The organism is Corynebacterium vitaeruminis, from assembly GCF_001054325.1.
Classification (GTDB): domain Bacteria; phylum Actinomycetota; class Actinomycetes; order Mycobacteriales; family Mycobacteriaceae; genus Corynebacterium; species Corynebacterium vitaeruminis_A.
Genome location: NZ_JVVM01000022.1, coordinates 204,860 through 227,196 on the forward strand (window position 1 = coordinate 204,860; position 22,337 = coordinate 227,196).

The 22,337-nt window shown below is 58.6% G+C and carries 20 protein-coding genes; 8 read left to right on the plus strand and 12 right to left on the minus strand.

The genetic code is table 11. From position 1 onward, the window contains the following. Positions 1 to 206: 206 nt before the first annotated feature. On the minus strand, positions 207 to 1,004 hold the full coding sequence (locus ADA16_RS06835; RefSeq protein WP_048760354.1) for an exodeoxyribonuclease III: 798 nt from the start codon (positions 1,002 to 1,004) through the stop codon (positions 207 to 209). 122 nt (positions 1,005 to 1,126) lie between these two features. Between ADA16_RS06835 and ADA16_RS06840 the strand changes: the two genes are divergently transcribed. Then, on the plus strand, positions 1,127 to 1,951 hold the full coding sequence (locus ADA16_RS06840; RefSeq protein WP_239659379.1) for an RDD family protein: 825 nt from the start codon (positions 1,127 to 1,129) through the stop codon (positions 1,949 to 1,951). Between the two features lie 215 nt (positions 1,952 to 2,166). Here ADA16_RS06840 and ADA16_RS06845 read toward each other — a convergent pair whose 3' ends face one another. Beyond that, entirely contained in the window at positions 2,167 to 3,312 is a 1,146-nt protein-coding gene (locus tag ADA16_RS06845) for an N-acetylglutamate synthase, CG3035 family (RefSeq protein WP_082150675.1), read from the minus strand. Positions 3,313 to 3,315: 3 nt separating this feature from the next. Then, on the minus strand, positions 3,316 to 3,897 hold the full coding sequence (locus ADA16_RS06850) for a peptide deformylase (protein WP_048760356.1): 582 nt from the start codon (positions 3,895 to 3,897) through the stop codon (positions 3,316 to 3,318). 188 nt (positions 3,898 to 4,085) lie between these two features. On the opposite strand from ADA16_RS06850, the gene ADA16_RS06855 reads away from it, so the two are divergent. From ADA16_RS06855 to ADA16_RS06870, 4 genes are all read left to right on the plus strand, one after another. Next, on the plus strand, positions 4,086 to 4,433 hold the full coding sequence (locus tag ADA16_RS06855) for a DUF3263 domain-containing protein (protein ID WP_048760358.1): 348 nt from the start codon (positions 4,086 to 4,088) through the stop codon (positions 4,431 to 4,433). A 42-nt stretch (positions 4,434 to 4,475) separates the two neighbouring features. Continuing rightward, entirely contained in the window at positions 4,476 to 5,405 is a 930-nt protein-coding gene (locus ADA16_RS06860) for a LytR C-terminal domain-containing protein (protein ID WP_414629653.1), read from the plus strand. A gap of 202 nt (positions 5,406 to 5,607) precedes the next feature. Continuing rightward, entirely contained in the window at positions 5,608 to 6,165 is a 558-nt protein-coding gene (locus ADA16_RS06865; protein WP_048760359.1) for a hypothetical protein, read from the plus strand. Positions 6,166 to 6,182: 17 nt separating this feature from the next. Then, positions 6,183 to 7,406, plus strand: coding sequence for a glutamate--cysteine ligase (locus ADA16_RS06870; protein WP_048760361.1), 1,224 nt, complete (start codon positions 6,183 to 6,185; stop codon positions 7,404 to 7,406). A gap of 126 nt (positions 7,407 to 7,532) precedes the next feature. On the opposite strand, the gene ADA16_RS06875 is transcribed toward ADA16_RS06870, so the two are convergent. Genes ADA16_RS06875 through ADA16_RS06900 form a run of 6 tightly spaced genes read right to left on the minus strand, consistent with a single transcriptional unit; the run spans position 7,533 to position 14,309 of the window. Further along, positions 7,533 to 7,892: a monovalent cation/H(+) antiporter subunit G gene (locus tag ADA16_RS06875; RefSeq protein ID WP_048760363.1), complete on the minus strand. Its 360-nt coding sequence runs from the start codon at positions 7,890 to 7,892 to the stop codon at positions 7,533 to 7,535. After that, positions 7,889 to 8,311, minus strand: coding sequence for a monovalent cation/H+ antiporter complex subunit F (locus ADA16_RS06880; RefSeq protein WP_048760366.1), 423 nt, complete (start codon positions 8,309 to 8,311; stop codon positions 7,889 to 7,891). The genes ADA16_RS06875 and ADA16_RS06880 overlap by 4 nt, the downstream gene beginning before the upstream one ends. Continuing rightward, the gene (locus ADA16_RS06885) at positions 8,308 to 8,946 is read right to left on the minus strand and encodes a Na+/H+ antiporter subunit E (RefSeq protein WP_048760368.1); all 639 of its coding nucleotides are present in this window, start codon (positions 8,944 to 8,946) and stop codon (positions 8,308 to 8,310) included. The genes ADA16_RS06880 and ADA16_RS06885 overlap by 4 nt, the downstream gene beginning before the upstream one ends. Next, positions 8,946 to 10,649 carry a Na+/H+ antiporter subunit D gene (locus ADA16_RS06890; RefSeq protein ID WP_048760370.1) on the minus strand — a complete coding sequence of 568 codons (1,704 nt, stop codon included), beginning with the start codon at positions 10,647 to 10,649 and terminating at the stop codon, positions 8,946 to 8,948. The genes ADA16_RS06885 and ADA16_RS06890 overlap by 1 nt, the downstream gene beginning before the upstream one ends. After that, on the minus strand, positions 10,639 to 11,154 hold the full coding sequence (locus tag ADA16_RS06895) for a Na(+)/H(+) antiporter subunit C (RefSeq protein ID WP_048760372.1): 516 nt from the start codon (positions 11,152 to 11,154) through the stop codon (positions 10,639 to 10,641). Before ADA16_RS06895 ends, ADA16_RS06890 begins: the two co-directional genes overlap by 11 nt. Further along, positions 11,151 to 14,309, minus strand: a complete 3,159-nt coding sequence (locus tag ADA16_RS06900; protein ID WP_048760552.1) for a Na+/H+ antiporter subunit A — start codon at positions 14,307 to 14,309, stop codon at positions 11,151 to 11,153. The genes ADA16_RS06895 and ADA16_RS06900 overlap by 4 nt, the downstream gene beginning before the upstream one ends. A 447-nt stretch (positions 14,310 to 14,756) precedes the next feature. Between ADA16_RS06900 and ADA16_RS06905 the strand changes: the two genes are divergently transcribed. Further along, a complete protein-coding gene (locus tag ADA16_RS06905; RefSeq protein WP_048760374.1) occupies positions 14,757 to 15,968 on the plus strand; it encodes an IS110 family transposase in 1,212 nt (403 codons plus the stop codon). A gap of 151 nt (positions 15,969 to 16,119) precedes the next feature. Here ADA16_RS06905 and ADA16_RS06910 read toward each other — a convergent pair whose 3' ends face one another. Beyond that, positions 16,120 to 16,674 carry a hypothetical protein gene (locus tag ADA16_RS06910; protein ID WP_048731724.1) on the minus strand — a complete coding sequence of 185 codons (555 nt, stop codon included), beginning with the start codon at positions 16,672 to 16,674 and terminating at the stop codon, positions 16,120 to 16,122. Positions 16,675 to 16,913: 239 nt separating this feature from the next. Beyond that, positions 16,914 to 18,299, minus strand: a complete 1,386-nt coding sequence (locus ADA16_RS06915) for a dipeptidase (protein ID WP_048760375.1) — start codon at positions 18,297 to 18,299, stop codon at positions 16,914 to 16,916. A 374-nt stretch (positions 18,300 to 18,673) separates the two neighbouring features. Here ADA16_RS06915 and groL point away from each other — a divergent pair, with 374 nt between their 5' ends. Next, the gene (gene groL, locus ADA16_RS06920; RefSeq protein ID WP_048760377.1) at positions 18,674 to 20,299 is read left to right on the plus strand and encodes a chaperonin GroEL; all 1,626 of its coding nucleotides are present in this window, start codon (positions 18,674 to 18,676) and stop codon (positions 20,297 to 20,299) included. A 344-nt stretch (positions 20,300 to 20,643) separates the two neighbouring features. On the opposite strand, the gene ADA16_RS06925 is transcribed toward groL, so the two are convergent. Beyond that, positions 20,644 to 21,120: a DIP1984 family protein gene (locus ADA16_RS06925; RefSeq protein ID WP_048760379.1), complete on the minus strand. Its 477-nt coding sequence runs from the start codon at positions 21,118 to 21,120 to the stop codon at positions 20,644 to 20,646. Between the two features lie 153 nt (positions 21,121 to 21,273). Here ADA16_RS06925 and ppk2 point away from each other — a divergent pair, with 153 nt between their 5' ends. Then, on the plus strand, positions 21,274 to 22,173 hold the full coding sequence (gene ppk2, locus ADA16_RS06930; RefSeq protein ID WP_048760381.1) for a polyphosphate kinase 2: 900 nt from the start codon (positions 21,274 to 21,276) through the stop codon (positions 22,171 to 22,173). Positions 22,174 to 22,337 lie beyond the last annotated feature (164 nt).

The window sequence follows — 22,337 nt, forward strand, 5'->3', positions numbered from 1 at the left end:
TGTTCTGAAATAACACCTTATATCGTCGAAATAACTTTCCGTGGTGAAAATTTGTAGATTAAACAAAAAGTTAGGTTTATAAGTCTTGTGTAGGAGCTTTATCGTGCACCTCTGCCCCTGTTTTTAGGGGGGCTGACAGCAAAAACGCCGCTATACGACGGCCCCAGTGACGACCCATCCTGCAGGACTTATGCCTGCACATTTGTCTACACGTCGTAAGTCACAATCACCGGAGCATGGTCGGATGCGCCCTTGCCCTGCCGCTCTTCGATGTCGATGAATCCCGAGGATGCCTTTGCAGCAAGGGCGGGGGAGGCGAGCTGGAAATCGATGCGCATGCCCTCGTCCTTAAAAAAGCGACCGGCCTTGTAATCCCAGTAGGTCCACTGGTTTGGGGTGAACTGACGAGTCACTTCTTTCATGCCCGCCTGCTCCAGTGCATAGAAGGCTGCGCGTTCAGGTGGGGTGACGTGTGTTTTACCCGCGAAGGCTGTCATCGACCAGACATCGCCATCGGTCGGAGCGATGTTGAAGTCGCCGCCCATCATGAAGGTGGCCTCCGGATCGTCGTCAAGCGTGGCGATGATGTGCTGACGGAGCCGCTCCAAAAATTCGAGCTTGTACTCGAAGTGCGGGTCGGTGATGTCGCGGCCGTTCGGGATGTAGAGACTGTGGACACGCACGCCACCGCAGGTAGCGGCGATATGGCGAGCCTCCAGGGCGGGCGCTGCATCGGGGTCCTTGTTGAAGCCGGGTTGGCCAGGGAATCCTGCCTGGATATCGTCAAGACCGACGCGGGAGATGATGGCAACACCATTCCACTGATTCAGGCCGTGGTGGGCGATTTGGTATCCGAGCTCTTCAAAAGCAGCGGAAGGGAATTGGTCGTTCTTGCACTTGGTTTCCTGGACGGCCAGGACATCAATGTCATTTCGGCGCAGCATTTCCACCATTCGGTCGAGGCGAGTTCGGGCCGAATTGACGTTCCAGACACAGATTCGCATATCAACGATTGTAAAAGGGGAACGAAAGAGCGGCCTCATGCGTTGAACAAAGCAGTGACAAAATAAGTGGACAATGGGTGGGCAAAGTGGGCGGAAGCCCAGCAGGAAAGGGAGTTTCGAGGTTGGCTAACTGGGACGATCGCCGTTACGACGGCGAGTACAGTCCGGCGGATGACCTGAGTAGTAGTGGCAGGTACGCTTATCGGGAGCACGACGCTTATGGGGCGTACGATGCGGCAATGCCGTATCAGGAAGTGCCGTACCCGGCATCAAATATTCCGGTCGGCTATGAAAGCGGGTACCCCGTCGGTTACGGGGCGTCTTCCTTCGGTGAGCTCAGCACTAACCCCAAAGTTGCACCGCTGACCGCGCAAATGGCAGTGCACCTGGGCTTTGACCCCAATCTGGCCAATGGCTCGGTGGCACGTCGTGCTGGCGCGCTGCTGGTGGATTCTGTGATCTACATTGCGTTGATTGCCGCCATCGCAGTTCTCGCTAGCATCGTGGGGACTTCTGAAAACGGTGTGTTGGTGATGGTAATCAGTCTCTTCCTCGGACCCGGTGGTTTTTATCTCTACCGTGTTGCGGGGGACTCCATTTTTGACGGGTCGCCGGGCAAGCACGCCATGGGGATGAAGATTGAAGGCGCACACGGAATGCCTGTTTCGGCGCGTGATGGTTTCGTGCGTAATGCCTGGATTCTGCCGTCGATGATTCCGTTCGCCGGTTGGTTCGTCTCTGCGGGCCTGGCTGGCTGGATTGCGATGGGTGCGTCCCGCGACCCGCTGGGGCGAGGTCGCCATGAGCTCTCGGTCCGTACGCGTGTAGTGGAAAAACCTGAGACACGCGAGCTGTCGCGCGGGCAGCGGCACATGGATCAGAAGGACAACAAGTCGCGACAGCTGAAGCGGAAGACACAGAGGAAGCGGGTTCAGCGCGGGAAGTAGAAAGAGCAGAGAAAAGTTGACTGCCAGGGAAAAGGGGCTAAACCTAGCCTGGCTCGTCTTGATCGCACTGCCGTCGGCAGGGCTCTGTTACTCCTGTATTCTTTTTCTCTTTCTCTCTTGCAGCGAGGGACGCCACGAATGGGCACGAGAAGGGGAAACGAATCGAGTCTGATTGGAAAACTACGGAGTCCCTTTCTTTGATGCCTCCCCGAAAACTAAGCCCCTGTCAGCTCCGCGTAGCGATGCCGGTGATGCTCCGTAAAACCGAGTGTCCGGTATAGCGCAATACCGGCCTCGTTTGAACCCAATACCTGCAGATATGCCGAATCTGCCCCGTGTTGTGCGCCCCAGTGCATCATGTGAATGCCAAGCAGCGTGCCTAGTCCTCGGCGGCGCATATCGGCTGCGACTTCCACAGCGGAGAATCCGAGCCACACTCGGCCGTCGTCCGATTCGGTTAGCGTGCCGCGGGTGATTGCCACCGTGCGCATTCCTTCAGGCGCATTGTCGTCAGGCACTTGCAGGCGTCCGAAGCACATGCGGCCATCGATTTCATTGCGCAGAAGCTGTAGTGCATGCTCGGGCAGCGTGGTACCGCGGAAATGGTAGAGCTCCAACCAATCGTCGTCAGGTTGATCAGCGATATCCACCTGCACGTCTGCAAGCTCGGCGCTGTGCTCATCAAGCACCTGTTCAGCGCTGTCCGATTCAGCTGCCAATTCAGCAGGCGGCAGATCCCCGTCGAGCGAGCGCGTCATAACCACAATATCCGGTCCGACCGTCCATTCCGGCCCCGCGACCAGCGCTTGTGCAGGTTTGGCGATTCTATCCGGAATCGCAATCCGCACCGGCAAATCGTGGGAATCGTAAAACGACTTAATCTTCTCCAACGGCACCGGCTGAGTGCTGGCTCCGGGTTCGAGCGGCAGCGCGGAGTTGGAACGCTCCGTAATACCGTCGCCCGCGCGTAGCAGCCAGCCCGATTCCACCACGTGCGCGATACCCGGAAAGGCCTTCGCGGTCGCAGTTTCCACGGCTCGAATGTCCGAATTGCGCACCGGATGATCCGGCAGGGCCTTCACGATCAAAATGTGCTTATCGCTAAAGTCCACCGCTGCCACGGACTCGTCGGCACGCACGCCGGCGCGAACCTGCGGACGCACGACGAACGGATCCATACTGAGCACATGCCCAATGACGTCCGTGGTTTTCTTTCCGCTGGCCAGAGCTTCTTTATCGGTCAGTGCGCGTCGCACGATGACGCGACGTCCCACCGCTACTTCGCCGACACCCCAGCGGGAAATCGGTAGCTTCTGTGCCGTGTTCTCGCTTGCCGACGACTCCAGTTGCCTATCTGCCACGATTTAATCCTCGTGGCCGAACGGGTCTGGATCCACGCCAGGCATCCAGGTCAGGCCACCCTCGGTCCAACCGGCGCGCTTGATTTCCTTCTTGGCCATGCGCTTCCAGCGGCCCGTGAGACAGTCGGTGTAAAGGAACCCATCCAGGTGGCCGACCTCGTGCTGCATGCAGCGAGCGAGGAAACCGGTGGCCTCGATGCGGACCTCTTCGCCGTTTTCATCCAGACCGGTGACGACAGCCTTCTCCGCGCGGTTGGTGGGGAAGGACAGGCCGGGAACAGAGAGGCAGCCTTCGTCGTCGGAACCGTCGTCGTTAGGCATTGTCTTCGGGACTTCACTGGTGGTCAGCACTGGATTGATGACGCAGCCGCGGTGCCAGACATCGTCGTCATCGGGGCAGTTGTAGACGAACAGACGCTTGCCGACGCCCACCTGGTTGGCGGCGAGCCCCACGCCGTGGGCGCGGTCCATGGTTTCATACATGTCCTCGATGAGCTCGCGCAGCTCGGAGACATCCTCGGTCACCGGCTGGGTAGGAGTGTGGAGAACGGGGTCTCCGGCAATCACAATGGGACGGATAGTCATGTCGCTGATTCTACTCGGCGCCCTTTACTTCTAAGTTGCCCGGTGATGTCTGGAGGGTTTGGTGGGCCGGGGAGGCGTAGGTGGGGCTGGGGCTAGGTTCTACTATTTATCTTCACTAGGTATCTGCATAGGCAGTGTTGTGCAGAATGGAAAATCAGGGCGAGTGAAATGAAAGTGGGGTGCGGAAAATGGTGCGTGAAAACGCGGCAGGCGACAGCCGCGAGTCTGAGACCGAGCTGCGGCCTGACTCATCCGAGCATCTCGGACTCGCGGGCGATACCAGCGGCATTGAGCCCTTTTTGGCGCAGAAAATGCTGAATTTTGAGAAAGAATGGCTGAAAGTTGCCCGTCGTGGACCGCGCATGGCCGGTGCGCGTCAGGAGGCAATTCGACGTTGCTTTGCCGAGGAGTTTGGCAACAACACGATCCGCTACCACCAGGTACTTTCGCGACTTTTGGATTCGCCTGCAGCTGAAGCTGCTGAGCCCGTTCTGGTCCATCGATTGCGCGCTGTGCGGGACAATCAAAGCTCATAAGGTTCAAGTTTCACTTCACGGTTCGGCGGCAGAACATATAGGATGTGGGATGTGTCTGACCAACTAAACCCTCAGAATTCGCCGCGTCCGGGCCGCCATCGACTCGATGACGACTTTGACGACTTCGATGAGTACAGCGATTACGCGGAGGCTCCCGCCGCTGGCGGCGCTCATGCGTACTCCGAGCCGTCGGATGCTCAACACGCAGCGCCCAGATCTGCGGCCCCGGCCGCTGGCGCAGCCGCTGCTGGTGCCACCGCTGGCGCCACTACCGGTGCTGGCTCTCGGGCTGCTGCTAGCAATTCCGCAGTTGCTGATGGTGTTGATGACGGCGACATCGGCGACGGTGCCGGTGATGGCCGCTACATGCGCGTTCTCGCTATCGTGCTGCTCGCTATCGGCGTATGCCTGGTCGCCTACGGTGCCTACGCACTTAGCACGCGTGGCGACGATGCCGAGAGCACCGGCCAGAATGACACCTCGGCATCCGCTCCGGCTGACTCTGGTGCGCCTGCTGACTCGGCCAACGGCAGTGGTCCGGCAAAGGACGGTGCTGCTGGAGATGGTGACGGCGAGGTTCCGCCGCCGCCACCGGCAAATGAGCCAGGCAAACCGGTTCCTCCCGCGGAGAATCCGCCGGCACAGGATGAGGCCAACGAAGCGCCCCAGATTGATCGCAAGGCTGTCAAGGTCAGTGTCCTGAATAACTCTGAGGTCGTGGGCCTCGCCGATGACCTGTCCAAGCAGATGGGCGAGCAGGGCTGGGGCGCCGGTGAGACCGGTAACGCTCCTGAAGAGAAGATGGGTGTGTGGGAGAAGACCACCGTCTACTTCGACCCGAGGAACGAAGAGGAAAAGGCCGCCGCTGAGCAGATCGCACACGACAACGGTTGGCAAGCCGCACCTCGCGATGACCGTCTCCGGGGCGCTCCGGCTGGAATCGTCGTGGTTGCCACTGATCCGGCCCAGTAGACTTCGGTCTCTCGCTGAGGTTTGAGGGCTAAGTGCCAGAGCTGCCGCCGTGGTGCGAAGCGATAGGTTTCCAAGCCCCGCGTAAGCCATACATTTCATGGTCTACGCGGGGCTTTTGCGTATTTTGCAGTCTCAAACAGATCACGGTTGAAAAAGGGGTACTAGTATTCTGCTAGTAGCCAGTGAGGTCTGTGAGGTTTTTATGTTCGCCGTAAAGCGTCGTCGCGCTGCTGTCGCCACCGCGTTGGGGTGTGCTGCAGCACTATTGGTTTCCTGCTCGGGGGTCGAATCCAACAGCGGCAAGGACAAGGACGCGGGCGCGTCGACAAGCACTGCGCCAGTGAGTGTAGACCCGGCGGCGCCAAAGCTGACTGAGCGAGTCAGTGCCTATAACTTCATCCGCACAAACGATGACGGATCGATGAAAATGCTGGCAACTGTGCAGGTCATGAGCGCCAAGGGATGGATGGGTCTTTCCGATGAAAAGGACCAGTTCACTACCCTGGACAAGGGCAAGTACACAGTACAGGCGCGCGGCGCATCCGGCTGCAGTGGCGTAGGCAGCCCTGCAGCTGAAGGATTGGGAGTCATCGGCGAAGTGCACGTCGATGCCAATCAGAACGCAGATGTCTGGAACGTCCCGTCCAAGGTAGACCAGGACAGCTTCACCACAGTTGCGCTCGTCGATTCCAACGGTGACCTTGCCTCCTGCGCAAAAACCGTCACCTGGACCGAGCCAACTGAGGAAAATGATTCCTAGTGTGAAAAAATAGCAGTATGACTGAGCAATTTTCCGGATCGGCGCAGCCATCTCTGGGAGTGGAGTGGGAAGTGGCGTTCGTGGACCGACGAACGCGCGATACCGCCCCCGCTGCCGCCGAGGTGCTCGACATCATCGATGCGGAACATCCCGGACATGGGCTCCAGCGCGAGTTCCTCGCCAACACCGTGGAGCTCGTCACCGGTGTGCACATGAACGTGCCCGATGCCGTTGCGGAGCTCCAGAGCCAGTTGGATATGGTTCTCGATGCCGCTGACCGAGTCGGGGTGGATGTGTGGTCGTCGGGCTCGCATCCGTTCGCCCGCGGTACCGCTCAGAAGGTCAGCGCCAAGGGGCACTACTCCGAGATCATCAACCGCACGCAGTGGTGGGGTAACCAGATGATCATTTGGGGAGTCCACGTCCATGTTGGCATTAAGGACTCCGACCGCGTTTGGCCGATTATTCAGGCCCTGGCGACCAAGCTGCCACACATGCTGGCGCTGTCTGCGTCCTCACCGGCCTGGAACGGCGAGGACATGGGCTACGCCTCCAACCGAAGCCTGCTCTACCAACAGCTTCCCACCGCCGGTCAGCCGCCGGCGATTTACACGTGGCCCGAGTGGGAGTCTTACATGCATGACCAGTCCCGCTCCGGCGTCATCAATCACACCGGCTCGATGCACTTGGACATCCGCCCGGCATCGAAGTACGGAACCATCGAGGTCCGCGTCGCTGATGCCACCTCTAACCTGCAGGAACTCGCCGCTATCGTGGCATTGACGCACTGCCTGACGGTCTACTACGACCGCATGTGGGAGGCCGGCGAAGAGCTGCCGTCTCTGCAGTCCTGGCACATTGCCGAAAACAAGTGGCGCGCCGCCCGCTATGGCATGGACGCGCTGGTCATCGTCAATCGCGATACCGACGAGCGGTGGGTCCGCGATGAGCTCCGTGAGCTCGTGGCCCAGCTTGCCCCGCTTGCCGACGAACTGGGCTGCCGAACCGAACTGGAATTCGTTAACACCATCGTGGAAATGGGCGCGGCCTACGAGCGTCAGCGCACTGTGGCGGATGCGGCCGGGGCGTTACCTTCCATGGCTACCGAGGACGACGTGCGGGCGAATGAACAGCGAATTGGCCACACCCCGTGGCGGGCTGCCGTGGATCTCGCGGTGCAGGAGCTGCGCGCCGGGCATCCGATTGCGGCTGAAGATTTTCACGAGCAGGTGAGCGACTAGCCGTCGTCAAGCAGCGTGGGCCTAGACAAAAAGTTAGTGACCAGGCTTATAGCACTTTCGGTGTGCATAAACCTAGTCACTAGGCCATAAACTCAGTCAGTATCTGAGGAGAGCGGACTGGGGCACCTAGTCCCGCGGTTCCCGGCTGTCATCGCGGGCCAGGCTGTCCTCGTCCACGAGCCGCTCCTTGAACGCCTCGTGGCCAACCCGGTTACTAACAATCGGCGATGTTCCCAGTGCAAAGAGGATAATCAGGGTCAGCAGAGCCAAGTCACTGTTGGTGGTTGTGTGCGCTGGCGCATGCGTAGCGACGTGCAACAGCGATCCCGCCAGCGTCAGCATCAAACCCAGCGTCTGTGGCTTGGAGGATGCGTGCATGCGACTGATGGTGTCACGGAAGCGTATTAACCCAACGGACGCTGCGACGCACAGCAGCATTCCGGAGATAATGAGCACGATGGCGATAATGTCTGCCACGAGAATCATTTGGCCTCTCCCTTCATCGTTTTCGGAGCTGCGGTTGGCGTTGCCTTAGGCGCTGCTTTCTGCGCTGCCTTCTGCGCGGTTTTCTTTGTGGCGACCTTGCTTGCAGCTTTCCCCGTGCCCTTCCGAGCGCTCTTCGCGGGTATCTTTCCTTCGTCTGGGACACGGAATTTGGCGACTGCCAGCGAAGACAGGAAACCGAGCAGCGCAATGATGAGCATTGGATAGACCACCGAAGTGTCCAAACTCCATGCCATGAACGCAGCGAGCATGCCCTGCAACATTGCAGTCATGGACTCCAGGGCCACCAGGCGGTCCAGCGAGTTTGGCCCTGCAATCATGTGCCCGAGGGTAATCATCACCGCAATGAAATAGCCTGCAGCAGCTACGCCGAGCAGAATGTTAAAAACTTCCGGGTTCATCGGCTGCTCCTTTCTCCCCTTTTTTCGCTGCTCGTTTCGCCTTGCTCGCCGCTTTTCGTACTGCTCGGCTGCTCTTCGCCAGAGCCTGGCTTAGTCGGTTGCTCATGGACATCGCGGTTCTCAAACGCGCGAATCACTCGTCGCTCGATTCGGGTCAGCTGGTTGATTTGTTCAGCTACCTTGCCTGTCGACGAAGCGTCGAGAAGATGCATGGTCAGCGTCTTTTTTCGCTTATCGATGTCCACAATGATGCCGCCCGGCTGCAGATTAATTAGTGCCATTGCAGTCGTGAGCGAAATATCGTCATTGGTCCGCATGGGGACCTTGATAATGGCAGTCGGTGGCGGATCATCTCGTCGGATGGCCAGCCAGGCGACACTGATAGAGGCCTTCACGAAGTCGATTGTCCAAGAACCGAACAGTCGCACCATGCCACCGAAGTTGATGTCCAGTGCGCTGCTTGGTGGGATAGGCATGGCGAGGTTCAGCAACGTGGCTACAAGGATTCCCGAGAGCACATTGGCAAATGTCACCTCGCCCCACAGCATGACCCAAATGATCACTGTGAATAAGAAGAGCAGGATTGAAATACGTGGTGGTCGCTTTGCAGCCACCTTGGTGCGCGCTTTACTCATCAGCTTTCACCTGCTCTTTCCAGCGTGCTGATGGCACGTTCGGTCGCCGAATCCGACTTCCATGGGCTCTTGGTGCGGCCTGGGTTTTCCAGCTGCTCCAGGCCCTTGTCATCGGCCGAGTCGATACCGAGGACCGCTGCGCGGTACTCATCAACATTCGCGACGTTGCTTGCCGCTTCGGTAGCTACATTGGACAGCGGCCCGGCCAGAACGGTAACCCCCACAGAGGCAATCACCAGCAGGGCTGTCGGCATCACCATGCCGAGTGGCATCCTGCCGACGTCGTCACGCTCGGCGATAGCAACCATCTGAGTCCTTTCCCGGAGCGCGGCTGGCTGCGCAAGCACGGTGTCGCCCTCCGGGGCGTCGGAACGGTCGCGCCAGAAGGCCTTCGACCAGACGATGATCATGGTGTAGAGGGTCAGCAGGCTGGTGATGATAGATCCCGCAACCAGAATCCATGCGGTGGCGGATCCGTTCTGTGCGCCGGCCTCAATGAGCATGACCTTGCCCAGGAAGCCCGAGAACGGCGGGATACCACCGAGGTTGAGCGCGGGCACGAGGTATAGCAGCGCCAGCAGCGGCGACATCTTGGCCAGGCCACCGAGGCTGCGCAGGGAGGACGAGCCCGCCTGGCGCTCGATAAGCCCGACCACCAGGAACAGCGCCGTCTGCACCAGAATGTGGTGCACGATGTAGAAGATCGCGCCACTGAGCCCCAGCGTATTGCCGACGGCAATGCCGAAGATCATGTAACCGATATGGGACACCAGCGTAAATGACAAGAGACGTTTGATGTCATTTTGGGCCATCGCGCCGAGAATGCCCATGAGCATTGTCGCCAGGCCAGCCCACATCAGGACGTCGTCAAGCCGACCGTCGGGGAAGACGACACTGCGCGTGCGGATAATCGCGTAAACACCCACCTTCGTCAGCAGACCCGCGAAGACCGCGGTGACCATCGACGGTGCGGTGGGGTAGGAGTCCGGCAGCCACGCCGACAGCGGGAACACCGCCGCCTTCACCGCGAAGGCGACGAGCAGCACTGCGAAGATCGCGGTGCGGGTGCCGTCCGGGATGCCCTCCATGCGCAGGGAAATGTGTGCGAAGTTCACCGTGCCGACCGCCTGATAAACCAGACCGATCGCCAACAGGAACACCATCGAGGACAACATATTGACCATCACATACGACACGCCTGCGCGAATGCGTGACGACGATGCCCCCAGTGTGAGCAACACGTAGGAGGCTACGAGCAGAACCTCGAAGCCGACGTACATGTTGAACAGATCGCCGGCCAGGAAGGCCATGGAGACGCCCATGTTGAGCAGCATATATGTCGGAACGAAGACGGAGATTGGCTCGTCTTCGTCGCCATCGCTAATACCCTGGCCAATGCCGAACCACATCACAGCAAAGAGGACCAGCTGAGAGACGGTAATCATCAGCACTGCGAGGTTGTCGGCCACGAGCGTGATGCCAATCGGTGCATCCCAGCCGCCAACCTGGACGGTATGGATGCCGTGGGCATAGATGAGGTATACCAGTGCACCGGCGACTCCCAGCAGGCTGCCGAGCGAAATCAGCGCGATTGTCTGCTGTGTTTTCGGGAAACGCGCCAGCAGCAGTGCAATTGCGGCGGTGGCGGCGGGGACGATGATAGGCAGCGGAATTAGTGCCAGAATTAGTTGCTCAGTCGTCATCGTCGTCACCTCCTGGGGAGTTTGATGGCGGGGTCACGGGCTTTTCAAAACTGGCCGGACCGAAGCTATCGCCGGCCTCTGTGGGGCGACCGGTGGTGGGATCGTCGGATTTGTCGTGGTCCGGAGCAGCTGATGGGTCGCTGGCCCGACGCATTGCCAGGCTGCGGTCCTCGTGGTCATCTTGCACGTGATCGCCGATGCGGTAGCGGTGCTGGCGATAGAGCAGAGCCAACAGGAATGCGGTCATGCCCATGGAAATAACAATTGCGGTGAGGATAAAGGCCTGGGGCAGTGAGTCTGCCTGAGCATCGCTGACCAGCGATTCCCTATCCCAAATTGGTGGCCGTCCCGGCGAACCAGAGCCAAGCAGGATGAGCAGGTTGATACCGTTGCCCATCAGCAACAGTCCCATGAGCATCCTGGTCAACGAACGATCGAGGAACAGGTACACCCCTGTAGCAATCAGCGTGCCGACAGTTGCTAGCAGAACAAAATTGAGAATCACGGGTGTGTATCCTTTCCTTCGGTCCTAGCTGGGGCTGTCGGTTGTGAAGCCTCTGAAGCGGTTGTGTTGGCAGTGCTTGCGTTAGAGGAACGTGCACCGGGGGCTTGTGCCGCAGGAGCCTTAGCACCTGCAGGCTTAACACCTGCGGGGTTAGCACCTGCTGGCTTAGTCGCCGCCAACTTACTGCGCAGATGGCGGGACTGGCCGAGTGCGGCTCGATTCACACGACGCGAACGATCACGCTCAGCGCGAAGATTCATCTGGACATCGATGCCACCGCCCAAACTGCGCAGGATGTAGACAATCGTGCCGACCACGATCATGTATACGCCCAGGTCAAAGAGCATCGGGGAGACAACGGCGACATCGCCGAGCAGCGGAATTTCCCGCGAGCCATACGTAGAAGTTAGCGGCGCCCAACCCACAAACAGTGGCCACAACGCGCTGAGTGCCGACACCAGCAAACCGCCGCCGAGAAGTATCTCGTTAGGAATCGGCAGAGTTGCCGCCAACTCACGACGACCACCGATGAGATAACGCATGGTCAGTGCCAGCGCAGCCACGAGACCACCGGCGAAGCCACCGCCGACATCGTTATGGCCGGCAAAAAAGAGGTAGAAGGAAACCACCATCATGGCGGGGAAGAGCACGCGCGATGCCACCAGCACCATAATCGGGTAGCGCAACCGCTCGGCTTCACCGGACTCATCGAGAGTGTTCAACCAACGGTTGGTGCGGCGAGCTCGATTCCTCTGCGGCTTAATCTTTGAACGCATGTGCATGGTATGCGTGCGGAAGACCAGTGAGGTAATCCCCAGAGCCACCATCACCAGCACGGTGATTTCACCGAAGGTGTCCCAGGCGCGGATGTCGACAAGCAGTACGTTGACTGCATTCTGGCCGTGCCCAATATCGTGCGCCAGCGGCGGAATGTCGCCCGAGATTGGCTCAGTACGACGGGAGCCCATGGCGTAGGCGGCCAACACGGGAACCGTGACACCGACTGCAATGGCCAACCAAGCACGGTGTCGTGTCCACCTCGGGTTCGATGCCGGTGCCCGCGGGGAGAGCGTACGCAACACCAACACGAAAATAATCATTGAGACCGTCTCGACCAGCAGCTGCGTCAGGGCCAAGTCAGGAGCGCCGTACATGGCGAAAATAATGGCCAAGCCGTAGCCTGTCACGCCTACCAGGATGACCCCGGAAAGCCTGTTCTTCTGCCGGGTAGCGGCCAGCGCCGCGATAATCATGATGAGCGCAACTGCACCCTGCGGAGCAGAGTCCCACAGTTCCATTCGCAGCTCATCGCGCTCGCCGAGCAACAACGCACCGATGGACAGCACGATGAGGGTCAGCAAAATGACCGCTTCATTCAACGGGAGGGAACCACGCTGGGTCGCAGCAGTGACACGGAGAGAAAGACGGCGGGCCAAGTCCAGGATTCCGTCGTAAAGCGCATCGGCACTACCGAGAGCCGGCTGATCAAACTGCAGCTGACGCACCAGATTACGCTGCCAATGCATGATGGCACCCACGAGTAGAATTGTGGCCGTCAGTGCCAGCGGAAGGGTGAATCCGTGCCAGAGCGCCAGGTGCGTTTCTGCTTCCGTATTCGGGAATGCGCTGGTGAGGTAGGGCGAGATAATCGAGTCGAGGACGCGGGGAACCAGGCCGAAAACCAAACCTGCCAGCGCCAACAGCCAAGCCGGGCCAATCTGATCCCACGTCGGGGAATCCATCTCTGCCACGGCAGGGGAAGTGCCACCACCGCTGGCGTGCGTGCTGGACTTGGTCGCAAAAGCGGCACGCAGTAGGTACAGAGAGTACGCCACGGTCAGAATCGATCCCACGACCAAGCCAATGGTGGTGAACACCGACGGCATTCCGTGCAGCGGCTCAGCATTGAGCGTGGCCTCCAGCGCCGCCTCCTTGGCGACAAAGCCGAAGAACGGCGGCACACCCATCATCGAGGCGGCAGCGAGGACCGAAATCACCAGCAACTGCGGCGACTTTCTACCGAGCCCAGAAAGCTCACGGATATCGCGCGTACCAGTCAGCCTGTCAATTGTGCCCGCGACCATAAACAGCGTGGCCTTGAACATGGCGTGGCCGAGAGTCAGCGCCAGGGCTGCCAGCATCGTCGCGTGGGTGCCTATCGACGCTACCGTGATAATGAAGCCCAACTGGCTGACGGTGCCATACGCCATGATCAGCTTGAGATCCTTCTGGCGCAGGGCCATCCAGCCACCCATAATCATGGTCAAGAGGCCGAGCGGGATGATGATTGGTTGCCAGGCGTTGGTGCCATTGAAAGTTGGCGCGAGTCGGGCGACCAGGAACACACCGGCTTTGACCATCGCTGCGGAATGCAGGAAGGACGAAACCGGAGTTGGAGCGGCCATTGCGCCGGGCAGCCAGAAGTGGAAGGGCGCGATAGCGGACTTCGACAGTGCACCAATGACCAGCAGGATTGCGGCTGTGGAGACTGCCGTGGAGTTCAACTGCGACACGGTCAGAGCACCAGGCGCGGTGAGTTCAGAGAAGTTCCAGAAGCCTGTGGTCACTCCCATTAGGACGATACCGACCAGCATGATTAGCCCGCCCAGTGTCGTGACCAGGAGTGCCTGGCCTGCTGCGCGACGGGAGGAAGCACGCTCGGCATAATAGCCCACCAGCAGGAAGGACAGCACCGAGGTAATTTCCCAGAAGACGAACATCAGCATGATGCTGTCGCTGATGACCAGACCGTACATAGCTGCGGCAAAGGCAACCATTTGAGCTGCGAAGGAGCCAACGCGGCGACGTTTTCCGGGCGGCGGGTTGACGAAGTAACCGGAGCAATACACCAGTACGAGAAAGCCGATGGTCAAAACCAGCGTGCCGAAGAGCGATTCAATAGGACCTAATCGCAGGTTTACATCCAAGTGGATAATGGGCATCCACGAAAAATGCGTGACGGCGGGTTGCGTGGTTGCGGAAGTTGCCCCGTTTCCATTCGCTAGAGCTAAGCGAACTAGATGGGTGCCAGTGTAGATGGCACCGCCTGCCAGAGGGAGGCTGAGAACGAGGAACCCGCGGGTTCCGAGCCACTTAATCGTCCATGGTGCAAGCGCTGCCGTAACGAACAGGATGCACAGGAGAGAAGTCACTATTCCATAATGATTGGAACACGCCAGTTCATGCAACCCCGTTTTAGGGACTTAAGCATTTGAAGCGGTGTTAACCGAGTGTGTGAAAACGGTCAATTGTTTCTGGGAAAGTGAAAATTTGGGGGTGAGTTGTGGGGGGCGGAAGTTGGGCATTTTTTGGGGCTTGAGCGGCTGACTGCTCAAGCCCCAAATCAGTGCCATTACTGCCCCGTTACCTTGTGAGTGTCCCCGATAATGGGGATAGTCGCTGGTCCCGGTATGGCTTACCTGCCCTGTAGTTTCCATAATCCGGGGGGTGTTGCCGCCGGGTGCCAGGACTTTCGATGACAGCTGATAAGGACACGGCCAGTTTTAAACTAGGTCTCTTTGTAACGTGGGTGCTTGCAACGAAGGTCATGACACCAGCGACTGGAACAACGCCATACCCATCTCGTTTTCTAGGAGCTCATCATGTCTCCGGAGCATTCCATCGACATATTCCTTGGGTTAGACGTCGGCAAATCTGAACACCACGCCTGCGCCTTAGACCGTGATGGCAACAAGGTCTTCGACAAACCGTTGCCTCAACTCGAATCCGAACTAGCAGGCGTTTTTCACCAGCTTCAGAAGCTTGGCACCGTGCTCGTGATCGTCGACCAACCCAACACCATCGGCGCACTACCGATTGCTGTAGCCCGGGACTGCGGTTGCGAAGTCGGATACCTGCCAGGTCTTGCGATGCGCAAAGCTGCAGATCTCTATCCGGGACGTGCAAAAACAGACAAACGCGACGCATTCATCATCGCCGACACCGCCCGCACAATGCCCCACACGCTACGTGCCGTCGACCGCAATGATGAGGTACTCTCCGCCCTAAAGATGCTGTCCGGCTTCGATGATGACATCGCCCGCGATTGCACTCGCACTGTCAATCGGCTTCGCAGTGTCCTCACCCAGATCTACCCCAGCCTGGAACGAGTTTTTGCTGGTAGCACCCTGACTCGCACGCCGATCCTGGAATTATTGATCCATTACAAGGGACCGCAGGGGCTAAAAAGAGCCGGATACCAACGAGTGTTGAACTGGATGATCAAGCGCACACGTAAAGACCCCACCCCGCTGGTAGACGACATTTTTACAGCGCTGAAAGCTCAAACAGTCACCGTGCCTGGAAGCGATGCCGCCGAGTTAGTAATTCCTCAACTGGCTGCAAACATCCAGGCCCTCAAAGAGCAACGAAACACCATTGCTGAGCAGGTTGAAGAGATGCTCGCTGATTTCCCTCTTTGTGAGGTCTTGATGAGTATGCCCGGAGTCGACATCAAGACCGCAGCGCAGATCCTTCTTGCGATCGGTGATGGCTCCGACTTCGCTAGTGCTGGCCACTTAGCTGCTTATGCTGGAATAGCACCCGTGACTAGACGATCCGGTTCGTCGATCAGAGGTGAATTCCCGGCACGGTCAGGCAATAAACGACTGAAAAACGCCTTGTTCTACTCCGCATTCGCAGTTATCCGCAGCCACGAACCGTCACGGCGGTATTACGAACGCAAACGCGCTGAAGGAAAACGCCACAACGCAGCAGTCATCTGCCTGGCACGACGCCGATGCAATGTCATCTACGCGATGCTGAAAAACAAGGAGTTCTTCCGCGAAATCCCGCCACGCCCCGTCGCCGCATAAAGCCCCAAAGACGAAGCCGACCAGCACACGCTGGCCGGCTCCTAGGCACGCCTAAGAAACTACTCCCAAGACTGTGCTCGTCAACATCGGTCTGGCACTTGACAAAAACATAGGGACACCCCCCGTTTACTAAACGAGCAGCATCCGCGTCCTACCCATGCAGGCGGTTAGCAGCGCAGACCAAAGCGGAGAGCACGGAAGCCTCCGGAGTCTGGCCGAAGCCCATGGTCCACACATGGTCATTGTTGTGACCTGCATAGACAAAGGTAGCGGTAGCTTCGAAGATTTCGAACTGGTGGAATTCCACGATTTCCACGCGGTAACCTGCATCAGCCAGCAGATTAGTGCAAGCCGACACCGGCCCCATAGCGGTAATCTCCTGGGTGAAGGTGTGGGTGTGGTCGTCCTTGTCGGTCAGTGTTAAGTCAGCGTTGAAATTCCAGCGCCCCAGGGTGCCGCGGGTTGCCTCGAAATTCTTGATCTGAACCGGGCCGCTCGTGGGGGAGTAGGTGTCCTTGAACTTCTGCCAGTTCATGCCACGAGCTTCTTGCCTTAAGCCTCGAGGCAGGCGATGTCCGAATCGAGCCCTAAATGGATCGTCGGAATAAGTTCGCACATTGCCGTCGTCCTGGTGCTCCAACGAAGGGCGCTTGCCCGTGAACGTCGTCGAAGTGGACATGTTCTTCTGGGTGCGAGTGGGAAACATTCTTTTCTGGTCCTTTGCTTAGTTGCTTTTGCTGTGAGTGGCGGACCAACCAAGTGCTTTGAGAAGTTGCGGCCAGAGACCCCGTGTGGAGGGGTCAGTCCTGTCGGCCTCCACCGGGGTTCGTAGCCTTCGCTACTCGAATAAGAATGTTCTGCTGCATGGGTGGAACCTTACTACAGGTAAAAGATGTGACACAAGTCATTCAATCAATATCTTTGGTGGATTCTTTGCTGTCCCCGTTAAATTCCGTTGACAGAGGCCAGGAAAACCGCCTCGCCAATAGCGATGTCGCGAATCTCGTTCGGGTCGACCGATTCATCAGCCGAGTGGATGCGAGCCTGTGGCTCCTCCACGCCGTAAAGCGCGATGTCAGCACCTGGTACGGCGTCCAGCAGGGTGGCGCACAGCGGAATTGAGGCGCCCTCGCCCATGCTTGCGGTCTCCTTGCCATAGGCGGCCGACAGGCTGTCAGCGACCAGTTGCACAACCTTGCCCTCAACGTTGGCCCGGAACGGGTTAGCCAGCTCGTCGCGTTCGACCGTCACCTTCACGCCCCACGGAGCATGTGCGCGCAGGTGATTTTCCAGCGCGTCCTGCGCCTCAGCCGGATCAACGCCGCCTGGGATGCGGAAGTTAATGTGCGCCATGGCGGTCGACGAAATCGCGTTGACAGCATTGGTTGCCGGTGGGCAGTCGATGCCGGTCACAATCACCGACGGGCGCGCCCAGGTCAGATCGGAGACGGAAGTGTCCTCGTTGCTAATCAGGCCCACTCCATTGAGCACGCCGGCGTCAGCGCGGAAAGTCTCTGGCGAGTAGTCCAGGCCCTCCCACCGCTGCGAGCAGTCCAGTCCATCAATAGAAGTAAAGCCATTTTCATCGCGCAGGCTGTCGAGCATGCGAATCAGTGCCGCCAGCGCATCCGGGGCTGCGCCGCCGAACATGCCCGAGTGAACCGGCTGCTCCAGCGCATCGACGCGTACTTCCACATCGGCGGTGCCGCGCAGAGTGGTCACGAGCGTCGGCTGGCCAACCTCGGCATTGCCGACATCCGCAATGAGGATGACGTCGGCGTCGAAAAGCTCTGGCTGTGTGGCGATGAGGTTGTTCAGGCCCGCCGACCCGCGCTCCTCGGAGCCCTCCACGATGAGTTTGATGTTTGGCATGTCGACGTGGCCCGCAAGAGCGTCGTCGCGCAGCGCGCGCAGCGCAGCCAGGTGCATGACCACGTTGCCCTTGCAGTCGGCAGTACCGCGTCCGTACCAGCGACCGTCGCGCTCATCGAGCGTCCACGGATCCGCGGTCCAAGCGGATTCGTCGCCCGCCGGCTGGACGTCGTAATGGGAGTAGAGCAGTACGGTCTTCGCGCTTTCCGACGACCCGGGGACGAAACCCGACAGTGCAATCGAACCGTCGATGGTGTGGTGCGCCTCCAGCTCGATGCCTAGCTCTGCGTACATGTCAGTAACCGCCTGAGCTGCGTCAATGCAGGCCTGCTTGGTTTCTTCGGTGCCGTGTACGGATGGGAAAGCGACCAGCTCGGTCAGCTGGGTGCGGATGGTCTCGCGTTGGCTGGAGATGTGGTCTCGCAGGGTGTCCGTGAGTTCCTTATCAATAATGCTCATGTGCGACAGTGTAGGCGCACAGTCGTGATGGTGTCGGGAGTGCTGTCTGGAGTGACATCAGGAGTGACAGCGCTTAACCTTGCACTCGAGGGGGTTGAGTGCTAAAAAGTTGAGTTAGCACTTGCTCTAATTGAGTGCTAATAAAAACAACTTCACACCTTGTTCATGTATGCGCTGTTTATACGTGTTGCAGTAAACCGCAGCACATACTGCAGCAAACGCTGAAACAAGTGTCGAAAAGTCGTTAAAAAGTACAGTGTTGACTCCGGTGATGGAGAGGGCGGCGCTTCCCTCGAATCACATGCCGTCGCGGGCGCCTGGGTCAACTTCCAATGTAAGTGCCACATAAATAGACGGAGGATTCTTCAAACCTCATGGCTAAGATGATTGCATTTGACGAGGAGGCCCGCCGCGGTCTCGAAACGGGTCTGAACACCCTGGCCGACGCTGTCAAGGTCACGCTGGGCCCGAAGGGTCGCAACGTAGTCCTCGAGCGCAAGTGGGGCGCACCGCTTATTACCAACGACGGTGTCTCCATTGCACGTGAAATCGAACTTGAGGATCCTTACGAGAAGATCGGCGCAGAGCTGGTCAAGGAAGTTGCCAAGAAGACCGACGACGTCGCTGGTGACGGTACTACTACCGCTACCGTTCTGGCTCAGGCTCTGGTTTCCGAGGGGCTGCGCAACGTTGCTGCTGGCTCCAACCCGATGGGCATCAAGCGCGGTATCGAGAAGGCTGTCGAGGCCGTCACCGAGAAGCTGCTGGAGTCCGCTAAGGACATCGAGACCAAGGAGCAGATTGCTGCTACCGCTGGTATCTCCGCTGCTGACCCGGCTATCGGTGAACTAATCGCCACCGCTATGGACAAGGTCGGCAAGGAAGGCGTCATCACCGTGGAAGAGGCCAACACCTTTGGTCTCGACCTGGAGCTGACCGAGGGTATGCGCTTCGACAAGGGCTACATCTCCGGTTACTTCGCCACCGACATGGAGCGCCAGGAGGCCGTCCTGGAGGATCCGTACATCCTCCTGGTTTCCGGCAAGATCTCCAACATCAAGGACTTGCTGCCGCTGCTGGAGAAGGTCATGCAGTCCGGCAAGCCGCTGCTGATCATTGCTGAGGACGTCGAGGGCGAGGCTCTGTCCACCCTGGTCGTCAACAAGATTCGCGGCACTTTCAAGTCTGTCGCTGTGAAGGCCCCGGGCTTCGGTGACCGTCGTAAGGCAATGCTGCAGGATATGGCTATCCTGACCGATGGCCAGGTCATCTCCGAGGAGGTCGGCCTGTCGCTCGAGACCGCTGACCTGCCGCTGCTGGGTCGTGCTCGCAAGGTTGTCGTTACCAAGGACGAGACCACCATCGTCGAGGGCGCTGGCGAGCAGTCCGCTATCGAGGGCCGCGTTAACCAGATCCGCGCTGAGATCGAGAACTCCGACTCCGACTACGACAAGGAGAAGCTGCAGGAGCGCCTGGCTAAGCTCGCCGGCGGTGTTGCAGTCATCAAGGCTGGTGCCGCAACTGAGGTCGAGCTCAAGGAGCGCAAGCACCGCATCGAGGATGCCGTCCGCAACGCAAAGGCCGCTGTGGAAGAGGGCATCGTCGCTGGTGGCGGTTCCGCACTGCTGCAGGTTTCGCACGTGCTTGACGACGAGCTGGGTCTGACCGGCGACGAGGCAACCGGTGTCCGCATCGTGCGTGCGGCTCTCGCAGCTCCGCTGCGCCAGATTGCTCTGAACGCTGGTTTCGAGGCCGGCGTCGTCACCGAGAAGGTTGCTTCCCTGCCGCAGGGTGAGGGCCTGAACGCTGCTACCGGCGAGTACATCGACCTGATGGAAGCTGGCATCAACGATCCGGTGAAGGTTACCCGCTCCGCGCTGCAGAACGCTGCTTCCATTGCAGCTCTGTTCCTGACCACCGAGGCCGTTGTCGCTGACAAGCCGGAACCGGCTATGCCGGCAATGCCGGGTGGCGACGAGATGGGTGGCATGGGCTTCTAAGAGAGGTCCTAACTGCTTGAGTTAGCCTTAAAAAGCGCCGCTGAGGGTTGTCCCTCAGCGGCGCTTTTGCTGTGTAACTTGAGAAAGTTTAAGTCCCCGAACCCACCCTCGTTGCATCAGATGCCTCAGCGCTTGGTAGTGAAAAATAACCGATGATCTGTACCCATGTACGCAATGCCGAGGACTATCCGTTATTAATCCTGCTGCCTCAGTACAGGTGAGATCTTTGGGTGTCCCTTTAAGGCCAGAGACAGGCCGTCGCGCTCGCCGACAATCTGGATGCAACTACCGACTTATCAAAATGTGAAATTCTTCTGGTTTGGCTACCGAACCCTGCCACTTTGCTATTCGGTCGGTTTATTCGCGGCCTCGATAAGCTCGGTTGACCAGTTCGCCTGCTGAATACGGGTATCCAAGTCCCGGTATTCCTTCGCCGCCTTGTCGGCTTTCTGGCGCAGCGATCGGATATCCACGGTGGCGACATAGCGAATCTCCGAAGCTGAGTATCGATCCCTCCGCCCCGAGCCCTGATCGGCTGCGGAGGTGTAAAACCGCCGCCGTGTTAGCAGGTGGTCGCGCTTCGCAAGTGCGTCGCTAAGCGTTCCGTCCTCGAAGGCAGTAGCGGAATTCGTTGCGTTAATCGAGCGCACCAGCCATTCGAAGCGCGCCATCAGACGCTCGGCTTCGGCAATAAGTGCTTGCGGATCTTCATCAGGCGTATCGCCTTCCTGCACCTGCGCCACCAGCGAGAGACGGCGATTTATCTCAGCCAGCCGGTCGGAAACTTCGGATCGTGCGGCAAGAGCTTCGGATAACAACATGGCATTTATTGTACGCGCAGTGCTTATCGACGGTCGCTGTGTGCATTCCTACCCCTCAATTTCGGTAACACGGAACGTTAACTGCTGGGAAATTGCAGGTAAGGGCACCCGCATGGGGGACGTGCGACAAAGATATTCAGTAGGATAAGGGGTATGGCTGACAAGAATGAAGAGGAATTCCACATCGTCGATTTGGCGAAGACCGAAGGTTACGTCGTCGATGACTCTGATGAGGACGATCCGGTACTGGTCACCCCAGACGGTGAGCGGGTTGATACCTGGCGCGATGGCTACCCGTATGACGAGCGCATGACGCGCAAGGAATACGAGTCTATTAAGAGGAAGCTGCAGATTGAGCTTCTGAAGTGGCAGAACTGGACCAAGGAAACTGGCCAGAAGCACATCATCCTCTTCGAAGGCCGTGACGCCGCCGGTAAGGGCGGTACCATTAAGCGCTTTAATGAGCACCTGAATCCGCGTGGTGCTCGAACTGTGGCTCTGGAAAAGCCGTCGCCACGTGAGTCCACCTCGTGGTACTTCCAGCGCTATATTGAGCACTTCCCTTGCGCAGGCGAAATCGTTTTCTTCGACCGTTCCTGGTACAACCGTTCGGGCGTTGAGCGCGTGATGGGTTTCTGTACTGAGTCTCAGCACGCAGAGTTCCTGCGTGAGGTTCCGATGCTGGAGAACATGATTCTGGGCTCCGGTATTTCGCTGACCAAGCTGTGGTTCTCGGTGACCCAGAAGGAGCAGCGCACTCGCTTCGCTATTCGCCAGGTTGACCCGGTGCGTCAGTGGAAGCTCTCTCCGATGGACCTCGCATCGCTGGATCGTTGGGGTGACTACACCCGCGCGAAGGAAGAGCAGTTCCGTTACACGGATACCGATGAATCCCCGTGGATTACCATCAAGTCCAACGACAAGAAGCGTGCCCGCATCAACGCGATGCGTTATGTGCTGAGCAAGTTTGAGTACACGGAGAAGGACCACGAGCTGGTCGGTACTCCGGATCCGAAGATTGTTAAGCGTGGCCGCGACCAGATTGGTGACTAGTTCGGTGGCTCGTGACTGACAAAATTCTTGTCAAGAAGTAACGCCCGCATGAGTGCTCAGGCACTCGGCGGGCGTTTTCTTATGGTTGGCAGCGCCGGGGCGATGCCCTTATGGCTCGCAGCGGCGGGACCACCGCGAGTTAGTGACTGCGTTTATGACGAAAA